This is a genomic window from Hydrogenimonas thermophila, assembly GCF_900115615.1.
In the GTDB taxonomy this organism is placed as follows: Bacteria; Campylobacterota; Campylobacteria; order Campylobacterales; family Hydrogenimonadaceae; genus Hydrogenimonas; species Hydrogenimonas thermophila.
In genome coordinates, this window is record NZ_FOXB01000061.1 from 1 (window position 1) to 9,295 (window position 9,295).

13 protein-coding genes and 1 pseudogene are annotated in these 9,295 nt (G+C 36.3%); 4 read left to right on the plus strand and 10 right to left on the minus strand.

What is annotated here, in order from left to right; translation table 11 throughout:
• Nucleotides 1-188 (minus strand): annotated as a pseudogene (locus tag BM227_RS11925) (transglutaminase-like domain-containing protein); the annotation flags it as partial.
• Between the two features lie 274 nt (nucleotides 189-462).
• On the opposite strand from BM227_RS11925, the gene BM227_RS11930 reads away from it, so the two are divergent.
• The 4 genes from BM227_RS11930 to BM227_RS11945 all read left to right on the plus strand — a co-directional run bounded on the left by BM227_RS11930 (nucleotide 463) and on the right by BM227_RS11945 (nucleotide 3,831).
• Nucleotides 463-999, plus strand: a complete 537-nt coding sequence (locus BM227_RS11930) for a gamma carbonic anhydrase family protein (protein ID WP_092914162.1) — start codon at nucleotides 463-465, stop codon at nucleotides 997-999.
• A complete protein-coding gene (locus BM227_RS11935; RefSeq protein ID WP_092914164.1) occupies nucleotides 996-1,613 on the plus strand; it encodes a trimeric intracellular cation channel family protein in 618 nt (205 codons plus the stop codon). The genes BM227_RS11930 and BM227_RS11935 overlap by 4 nt, the downstream gene beginning before the upstream one ends.
• Complete coding sequence (locus BM227_RS11940; protein WP_092914165.1) at nucleotides 1,610-2,791, plus strand: dicarboxylate/amino acid:cation symporter; 1,182 nt, start codon at nucleotides 1,610-1,612, stop codon at nucleotides 2,789-2,791. The genes BM227_RS11935 and BM227_RS11940 overlap by 4 nt, the downstream gene beginning before the upstream one ends.
• Before the next feature lie 65 nt (nucleotides 2,792-2,856).
• Nucleotides 2,857-3,831 (plus strand): hypothetical protein, encoded by a 975-nt coding sequence (locus tag BM227_RS11945; RefSeq protein WP_092914167.1) that lies wholly within the window; start codon nucleotides 2,857-2,859, stop codon nucleotides 3,829-3,831.
• A gap of 11 nt (nucleotides 3,832-3,842) precedes the next feature.
• Here the strand turns inward: BM227_RS11945 and BM227_RS11950 are convergent, their stop codons facing one another.
• The 9 genes from BM227_RS11950 to BM227_RS11990 all read right to left on the minus strand — a co-directional run.
• Nucleotides 3,843-4,397, minus strand: coding sequence for a peptidylprolyl isomerase (locus tag BM227_RS11950; RefSeq protein WP_092914168.1), 555 nt, complete (start codon nucleotides 4,395-4,397; stop codon nucleotides 3,843-3,845).
• Nucleotides 4,398-4,478: 81 nt separating this feature from the next.
• Nucleotides 4,479-4,838: a 50S ribosomal protein L19 gene (gene rplS / locus BM227_RS11955; RefSeq protein WP_092914170.1), complete on the minus strand. Its 360-nt coding sequence runs from the start codon at nucleotides 4,836-4,838 to the stop codon at nucleotides 4,479-4,481.
• Nucleotides 4,819-5,535, minus strand: a complete 717-nt coding sequence (gene trmD, locus BM227_RS11960; protein WP_092914171.1) for a tRNA (guanosine(37)-N1)-methyltransferase TrmD — start codon at nucleotides 5,533-5,535, stop codon at nucleotides 4,819-4,821. Before trmD ends, rplS begins: the two co-directional genes overlap by 20 nt.
• A complete protein-coding gene (gene rimM, locus BM227_RS11965) occupies nucleotides 5,535-6,062 on the minus strand; it encodes a ribosome maturation factor RimM (RefSeq protein ID WP_092914173.1) in 528 nt (175 codons plus the stop codon). The genes trmD and rimM overlap by 1 nt, the downstream gene beginning before the upstream one ends.
• On the minus strand, nucleotides 6,059-6,313 hold the full coding sequence (locus BM227_RS11970) for a KH domain-containing protein (RefSeq protein ID WP_092914175.1): 255 nt from the start codon (nucleotides 6,311-6,313) through the stop codon (nucleotides 6,059-6,061). Before BM227_RS11970 ends, rimM begins: the two co-directional genes overlap by 4 nt.
• A gap of 4 nt (nucleotides 6,314-6,317) precedes the next feature.
• Nucleotides 6,318-6,545, minus strand: a complete 228-nt coding sequence (rpsP, locus tag BM227_RS11975) for a 30S ribosomal protein S16 (RefSeq protein ID WP_092914176.1) — start codon at nucleotides 6,543-6,545, stop codon at nucleotides 6,318-6,320.
• Between the two features lie 96 nt (nucleotides 6,546-6,641).
• Nucleotides 6,642-7,985 (minus strand): signal recognition particle protein, encoded by a 1,344-nt coding sequence (gene ffh, locus BM227_RS11980; RefSeq protein ID WP_092914178.1) that lies wholly within the window; start codon nucleotides 7,983-7,985, stop codon nucleotides 6,642-6,644.
• 116 nt (nucleotides 7,986-8,101) lie between these two features.
• Nucleotides 8,102-8,848 carry a pseudouridine synthase family protein gene (locus tag BM227_RS11985; RefSeq protein ID WP_092914179.1) on the minus strand — a complete coding sequence of 249 codons (747 nt, stop codon included), beginning with the start codon at nucleotides 8,846-8,848 and terminating at the stop codon, nucleotides 8,102-8,104.
• Between the two features lie 6 nt (nucleotides 8,849-8,854).
• Nucleotides 8,855-9,295, minus strand: a 441-nt coding sequence (locus BM227_RS11990) for a GGDEF domain-containing protein (RefSeq protein WP_143089745.1), incomplete at its 5' end; no start/stop codon positions are given.

Sequence of the window (9,295 nt, forward strand, 5' to 3'; positions counted from 1 at the left end):
CTTGCCTTACAAGTGGTAATATTATCTTTATAATCTCCACTATGACGGATATTGTCTCTTACATATTCAAAACACTTTTTTGCTATTTCAATATCTATTTTACAATTAGTGACTAAAGTTTTAGCTAATTTTTGTATTTCTTCATTTGAGTAATCTATGATACTTGTTTCTTCTAAAAATTTTGTCATTGAATTAAAACTTCCTTTTTAGATAACTATTTATTCAACACAAAAATTATACTTCAAAAAATTATAAATTACAAATATTAAAACTAATATGTTGTTTTATGATTCAAATAAAAGAAAGTATTGTTTTAATTCATATTAATATGTAATTTTGTGATAAAAATACATCTACTCTAAAGATCCAAAATTTCAAAAAAAGAAAAAACTTTTAAGGACTATTCAAGAGCTTTTAGGGCATATAATTAGAGATTAAAATCAACAAACTAAAGGATCGTTTATGTTATTACGATACAAAGATTGGTTTCCAAAATTTGGTAACGATACTTGGGTAGCTCCGGATGCAACTGTAATTGGAAATGTTGAAACCGGAAGCGATTGCTCCATCTGGTTTGGTTGTGTAGTACGTGGTGATGTGCATAAAATTCGCATAGGTGATCGTACAAATATACAAGATCTTACAATGATTCATGTTACTCACTACAAAAATCCTGATATGAGTGATGGGCATCCTACAATCATAGGAAATGATGTAACTGTAGGGCATCGTGTTATGTTGCACGGGTGCACTATTGAAGATGCGTGTCTAATTGGAATGAATTGTACTATTTTAGATGGTGCAGTCATAGGTAAAGAGTCAATTGTAGGTGCAGGGGCACTGGTTACAGGTGGTAAAAAGTTTCCACCAAGAAGCCTTATTATTGGATCGCCAGCAAAAGTGGTACGACAATTGACAGATGAAGAGGTAGAAGAGCTATACGCTTCAGCTCGAAGATATGTTGAATTTAAAAATGACTATATCAACTTCCTTTCATGAGCCTTTTTGAAGCAGCAGATGCAATAGGTCTTATGACCTTTTCCATCAGTGGTTTTTTAATGGGTGTACGCAAAGGGTTAGATATTCTTGGCATTGTCATCGCCGCCTTTTTAACGGCACTTGGAGGAGGTGTAATTCGTGATGTAATTGTTGGACATACACCTATAGCATTTACCCAAAGCACTGTTCTACTTTTTGTGGTTGCAGGCATTATACTGGCTTTAATCCTTAAACTCCATACAAAAAAACAGCCTGAAAGATTCTCTATTTTCATTTTAATGGATAGTATTGGACTTGTTGCATTTGCTATTACAGGAGCACTTGTAGGGATAGAAGCAGAGTTCAACCTGTTTGGCGTAATGCTGTTGGCTTTCATTACAGCGGTTGGTGGTGGTATGTTGAGAGATATGATGGTAAATGAGGTACCCATAGTTCTTACAAGCGATTTTTATGGAACTGTTGCACTGTTAATAGCACTGCTTATCTACATATGCGATATATTGGATTGCCTTGGATCTTTTACACTTATAACCATCGCTGCTTCAACTCTATCTTTACGTCTTGTTGCATACTACCAAAAATGGCAACTACCAAAAATTGGAGGAGATTTATGAAGCTATCAACTGAAACTTTAACTATTGTTGCCATATTTCTAGGCATAGTGGCAGGGGTTTATCTGCCAGAATTGATGCTCTCACTAAAATGGATCGGAGATCTGTTTTTGATGCTTCTTAAAATGCTGATTGTTCCACTTGTTTTTGCTTCAGTATTTGTTGCAATAGTTTCGCTTGGAAGTGGTGAAGCTCTTAAAAATCTTGGTTTAAAAGCGTTTGGCTACTATTTTCTTACAACTGCATTGGCTGTAACTACAGGGCTTGTTGTAGTAAATATAGTTGAACCTGGCTCCGCACACCAGATGGCTGTAACAGCAGAAGTAACAAAGCCTGCAGAGCATACATTTTCATCTCTTCTACTCTCATTTGTACCAAGCAATATCTTTGCATCACTTAGTGAAGGAAAGATTGTTCAAGTTCTACTCTTTGTCATCTTCTTTGCCATTGCTACGCTCCATCTTGAGAATACCAAAAGAGACTCTTTAAAAAACTTTTTTGATGCTGTTAATGATGCAATGGGCAAAATAGCAGAGTGGATCATCAAATTGACTCCACTTGGTGTTTTTTCTCTCATTGGCTATGTAATTGCAAAAGAAGGAGTAGAAACATTATGGGAGCTTAAAAGCTATGTTGCTGCCGTACTTGTTGCTCTTTTTATTCACGCAATTATTGTACTGCCTGCTGTTGCAAGTTTTATAGGTCGTTTTAACCCTCTTGGATATTTTAAAAGCGTAAGAGAAGCTGTTTTGGTTGCATTTTCAACAGCTTCAAGCTCTGCAACTCTGCCTGTCTCAATAGAGGTTGCATCAACTCGCGGAGGAGTTAAAAAAGAGAGTGCAGGTTTCATTTTACCGCTTGGTGCTACTGTTAATATGGATGGCACAGCACTTTATGAAGCAATAGCAGTTATGTTTATTGCCAATAGTTATGGCGTAGAGCTTGGGTTTTCACAGCAGATAGTCATCTTTTTAACAGCAACTTTTGCTTCCATTGGTGCTGCAGGAATTCCTGGTGCAGGTCTTGTAATGATGACTATGATACTTAGTGCAGTAGGTTTACCACTTGAAGCAATAGGACTGATTGCAGCAGTTGATAGAATTCTAGATATGTTTAGAACAGCTATCAATGTATGGGGCGATCTGCTTGCAGCCAAAGTTTTAAACAGATTTGTTTATTAATCAATATTTTTTTGATAAATTTCTGGCATAATAAACTTATTAAAATCATATAAAGGAGCAGCAAAATGTTGTTTTCCACAATACACAACCAGTCAAAAGCAAGTGAGCTTATAGAACGTGCAAAAGAGATAATAGAAAATACAAAAGAGCGTATAAGAGAAGCTAAAGAGAAACTCTTGGAGGAAGCATCAAAAAATGACTCTATAAAAGAGCAATTAAATAAAAAAGGTTTGAACAAGTTTCAAAAACTTGCCCAAAAACTTAAAAATGAACCTTCTATAGAAGTTGCTCCTGTAAATATGACTCTTTTCATCGAACAGATTGAACCTTTAATTAAAAAGAGTGAAACAGAGCCTCCTCAAATAGTAGAGCTGAAACAAAAAAAAGGTAGTGCACTATTTACAGCTTTTTTTGCTACATTAATAACTATAGTTTCTGCTATTTTAATTGGTGCATTTGCAACTGGTGTATCTGTTACACCAGAAACTTTCACAGATATGAAAGTTTTAGAAGATATACTTGCTTGGATTGGCGGCGGTGCATTTAATCCTGAGATAGCAAATCCTGTATGGGGAGCAATAGGTTTAATAGCTGTAGCAATAGCTATAGGAGCTTTAACGTGGTCTATGACACTATCTAAGACATCTAAACAGAATTTGGAACTTAGCGAATCTATGTTAATGGATGCTGAATCTTTTGACAGTGAAATGAATGAAATCATTAAAACAATGCAAAATCTTACTCAAGCTCTTCAAGATTATAGAAAAAATATAGAGATTTGTGATGCATATATAAATGAATACAATGCAACTATTCATCGTATTTTGCTTACAGAAGGAGATGACTTTGAAGTTTATAAACCTTCATCAAAAGCTCATATAGAACGTGCATCTGTTACTGTTTCAGCAATAATTCCTCATTTGAATATTGCTATTATGACAACAGAAAACAAAACTGCTGATCAACTTCTACAAGCTATTGATGATACTAAAAAGCTTGTGCAAGACCTGATTGAAGAGAAACCAATCTCTACAATGTAGAGATTGGCAAGCTAGTTTTTAATTTCAGCTTTTAAAATTTTGATTGTTTTAACTGGTCTGTCTCTTCTGCCAGTAGGAGTTTTTGAAATATTATATACTGTATCCATTCCCTCTTTAACTACTCCAAAAATTGTATAATTACCATTCAACCAAGGAGCAGGAGCAACAGTAATAAAAAATTGGCTTCTATTTGTATTAGGACCTGAGTTTGCCATTGCAACTATACCTGGACGATCAAAAACTACATTTGGTGCAAACTCATCTTTAAAAGGTTTATGCCAAATTGAGTCACCGCCACGCCCTGTACCGGTAGGATCACCAGTTTGTATCATAAAGCCTCGAATAACCCTGTGAAAAGGAACTCCATCATAATACCCATCTTTTACATGTTGCAAAAAGTTTTGACTAGCAAGTGGTGCCCACTCTGGTTTTATTTCAAGCACAATATCACCCTTAGTTGTCTTTAGAACAACAGTCGAGCTTTTAATTGCTTGATCTTTTAATGCAGATTCTTGAGCAAATAGCGGAATTATGGAGATTAAAAGAGAAAGAAGAAAATGTTTCATTAAAATACCTTTCAATAAACTTGTATTAAAGGTATTTTATCTAAAAAAGTATTAAAGCCCCAAAGGGAGTGGGGGCTCTTTTTATTTGCGGCGAAGCTCTTTAATACGAGCAGCTTTACCTCTAAGGTTACGAAGATAGTAAAGTTTTGATCGGCGTACACGACCTCGGCGAACAACTTCAATACCTTCAATACTGTCAGAATAGAGTGGAAAAATACGCTCTACACCAACATTGTTAGCACCAATTTTTCTTACAGTGAAAGTTTTACCTGTACCTTCACCACGAATAGAGATACATACGCCTTCAAAATTCTGAATACGTGTTTTATCACCCTCTTTAATGTTAACTGCTACACGAACAGTATCACCGGCTCTGAATTCCGGTACATTTTTGCTAGCTACCTGAGCTTGTTCAAAAGACTCAATATATCGATTTTTCATCACTTTCCCTTTGGGTAAATTTCAAATATCGTTCTGGACGAAAATATTTTGTTTTAGATAACGCCATCATTTTTTTAAGGGCGTTAATTTTACTATGATTTCCCTTTAATAGTTCTGAAGGGATGCTTAAATTATGAAAAGTTTTAGGGCGTGTGAACGACGGTGCCTCAAGAAGCAGTGATTCGAAACTCTCTGCTTCTAAAGAATCGGCATTCCCCAATACACCTGGTACAATACGACTGATGGCATCTGTCATTACAAGCGAAGGAAGCTCTCCACCTGTAAGTATATAATCACCTATACTAAAGCACTCATCTGCAAAAATTTCGATGACCCTTTCATCAATTCCCTCATATCGCCCGCTTACAAATGCAATATGACTCTTCTGCTTTGCCAAGCGCTTGGCATCAGATTGACGAAAAGGCTTTCCTACCGGTGTTGTAAAAATTATGTGCACATCTGGTGACTCATTTTTAAGAGATGCAAGTGCATCGTAAATTGGCTGTGCCATCATCACCATTCCTGCGCCACCACCGGCTATTGTGTCATCTACTTTTTTGTGCTTGTCTTTAGTAAAATCTCTTGGGTTAAGATAATCAAACGTCAGCAAACCCTTTTCAGCAGCTCTTTTTAAAATAGAGTCTTCAAAGTAGCCTTCTAAAAGCTGTTTAAAAAGCGTTACAAATGTAAAACGCATCAACTAGCTTCCAATATTACTTTTGCTCCTGTTGTAAAAACTTTTCCTTCTTGCAAGTCAACGCGATCTATATATCGCTCAACATAAGGAACCAAAAAGCTTTTTGCAAAACCATCTTCAACAAGAGCAGGGTCAGTTTTGACTAATAGATAGTCTGTTCCTGCTAGACGCTCAATTTCTTCTACTTTTCCAAGAAGATTTCCATTATCATCAACTTCCAGCCCAATGATCTGATACCAGAAGTATTCGCCTTCATTTAACTTACACGCTTCCTCTGTTGCCTCTTTTGTGGTATATAGATAAGCGTTAGTTAAACGTTTGGCATCATCAATGTTATCGATACCTTCAAATCGAATAGTACCACGTTCAGCATTGAAAGAACTGACTGTCAGATCTCCTCTGTCGCTCATAAAGGTAGCACCCTTTTTGAACTGTTCAGGGAAATCACTTAAAAGATTAAGCCTTAAATCACCGCGAAGTCCGACTGTTTTGCCTATACGGGCAATCGGAAGCTTTTCAGGAATCAATCCCGATACTCCTCTGCTGTGCGGACGTTTACACGATAGCTAATGCCATCTTTAGCCTTACATCCGCTTATAAGAGTTTTAAGCGCGTTGATCATACGCCCATCTTTACCGATCAGTTTTCCTGCATCCTCTTTGTGCGCATAAATGACTATCTCATCGAACTTTTCTCCAAGATTATGACGTTCGACAACAACATCTTCAGGATGTGATACGATAAGTTTTGCAAGATCACGCACAAAGTTCTCAATCATTGTCTTACTTTCCAGCTAATTTTTTAACACGCTCACTTGGCTGTGCACCAACACTCAACCAGTAGTTGTAGCGCTCTTCATCAATTTTTACAGTAGCAGGCTCAGTCATAGGGTTATAATAACCGATTGACTCTATCCAACCACTGTCACGACGCTTTCTGCTATCTGTAACTACGATTCTGTAAAAAGGTCTTTTTTTACGTCCCATACGTGTTAGTCTGATTACTGTCATTCTCTCTCCTTAAATTATTTTATTTATTTCAATATGAGGCATTGACCTAAGCGATTGACGGGATCGTTTAGGTCAATGCCCCCAATAAAGTTTTACTTAACGGGGGAAACCTCCACCTTGCATTTGACTCATCAAGTTTTGCAAGTCTTGCATTCCTTTTTTTCCTGAAAACTTCTTAGCCATTTTAGCCGCATTTTTAAACTGTTTTAGTATTTTGTTTACTTCCATTTGGCTCAAACCTGCACCTTGTGCAATTCTGCGTTTTCTGCTGTTGTTCAGTAAGTCAGGATTTTCACGCTCTTTAGGTGTCATAGAGCTAATAAGCGCTTTAATTTTCTTGATTTCTGAAGAGTTTTCCAAATCAATATCTTTAAGAGCTCCAGCCATCTTGTTAAGACCTGGGATCATTCCTATCAATGACTTTAAAGAACCAAGTTTTTTCATCTGCTCAAGCTGTTCTAAAAAGTCGTTGAAATTAAACTGACCCTTCTTGATTTTTCTAGCTACTTTTTTAGCCTCTTTTTCATCTATAACAGCAGATGCTTTTTCAGCCAGAGACTCTATATCACCGGCTCCCATTAAGCGTCCGACAATACGATCTGGAATAAATACTTCAAGATCAGGCATCTTTTCACCTGATCCTATAAAACGAAGCGGTACTCCAATCTGTTTGGCTATACCTAAAGCAACTCCACCCTTGCTGTCACCATCATATTTGCTTAAAATAACACCTGTTAAACTTAACTCTTTATTAAAAGTTGCAGCACTTCTTACAGCATCTTGTCCTGTCAATGAGTCAGCTACGTAAAAGATTTCATCCGGTTGCAAAACCTCTTTTACGCGCTTTATTTCATCCATCAATTCATTGTCAATTGCCAAACGTCCGGCAGTATCGACAATTAAAACATCATAATTTCCATCTTTTGCTTTTGCAAGTGCTTGTTTTGCAACTTCAATTGGGTCTTTTATAGACTCATCTGCAAATACATCAACTTCAATCTGGTTAGCAATTTGACGCAACTGTTCAACAGCAGCCAAACGCTGAAGGTCTGCTGCCGCAAGAAGAACTCTTTTTTTTCTAAGCTTCAAATAATAGGCAAGTTTACCAGATGTAGTTGTTTTACCAGAACCCTGTAAACCAGCCATCATTACAACAGTTGGTGGAGTTGAACTGTAAACAAACCCCTGCTTTCCAGGAGCTGTAAGAATCTGGGTTAACTCGTTTTTGAGTGCACTAAGAAAGTTCTCTTTGCCGATGCCTTTAAGTTTTGTCTCTCTTTCAACTACACTAAGCAGCTCTTTTACTACTTTGTGATGAACATCAGCTTTAAGTAACGACTTTTTCAGCTCATCAAGCGCCCGCTTTAAGGCTTTTTCATCATCTTTAAAGCGTATTTTATTGATAGCATTCTGAAAACTGTTACTTAATGACTCAAACATATTATTCCTCTCAATTAAATGCACTCGTAATCGTTAAAAAACTACTCTACTAAAAGTGCGGAATTCTACCTTATAAAGACTTTAATTTTAATTAAATATAAGAAAAGAAGATATTATTATCCACCTGCAAATACATCAAACCCTTTAGGCTCTTTTGCTTTAAAGTCGTACCCTAAAATTCTTAACTCTAGTGCATGCAACAACATTCGGTTAGTCTGTGCTGATGTTATACCATACTGCCTGTCACCAATAATTGGATGCCCTATGCTTTTTAGATGAACACGAATCTGGTGCGTTCTACCTGTCTCAATAACTACTCTCAATTTTGTTCTTTTACCAGAAATCATAATTGGCTCAATATGGGTAATTGCCTCTTTACCCTTTTTGTCAACTTTACTATATGCATGCCCATTTTGCTTAATAGTTTTCAATGGTTTATCTATTGTCAAAGGCTCACTTATAATACCATCAACCCAGCAAGTATATACTTTATAAACGGCTCTTGCTTTAAATGCTTCAAGAGCTTTTTGTTCAAAAGATTTTGTTTTAGAGAGCAATAGTACACCGCTTGTTTCACGATCTAGCCTATGTAATAGTTTTGCACCTTTAAATTCTCTAGCCGCTTCATCACTTGTTAAAAAAGATGGCTTGTTAAGTGCTATTACCTCTTCATTTTCATATATCACATCAACACTATGCAATTTTAATACACGAAACTTTGTATCTACAGGCAATTCACCACGTGCAATTGCAACTTTCTTATTTCCAACATAAACAACACCACGATCTATAAGTTCCTTGGCTTTTGAGTTAGAAAGACCCATCTGTACTGCAAGAAGTTTATATGCTTTCTCTTTTTCCATAACTGTTTACCCTTTATTATCTGCCATCTCAACTCGATTACGACCTCTATCTTTTGCCAAATAGAGCGCATCATCAGCACGCTTGATCAATTGATCAAGCGTCTCTTTACGATTATACTCTGCAATCCCAGCAGAAATTGTAATAGAAATTTCTTTATTATTTTCTATTGATATTTTCATATCTTCAACTAATTTTCGTATTGACTCTATAACTACAAAAGCCCTTTTTATATCTGTTTCAGGAAGAATAGCAATAAACTCTTCCCCTCCATACCTGACAACTATATCTGATTCACGCATTCTATGCATAAGCAAAGAAGCAAATGCTTTAAGAACTTTATCGCCAGCTAAGTGTCCATATTTATCATTGATCTTTTTGAAAAAATCTATATCAAATATTACAAGAGAGAGTGGATAATCAAGCCTTTTAGATTGAGCCATTATCTT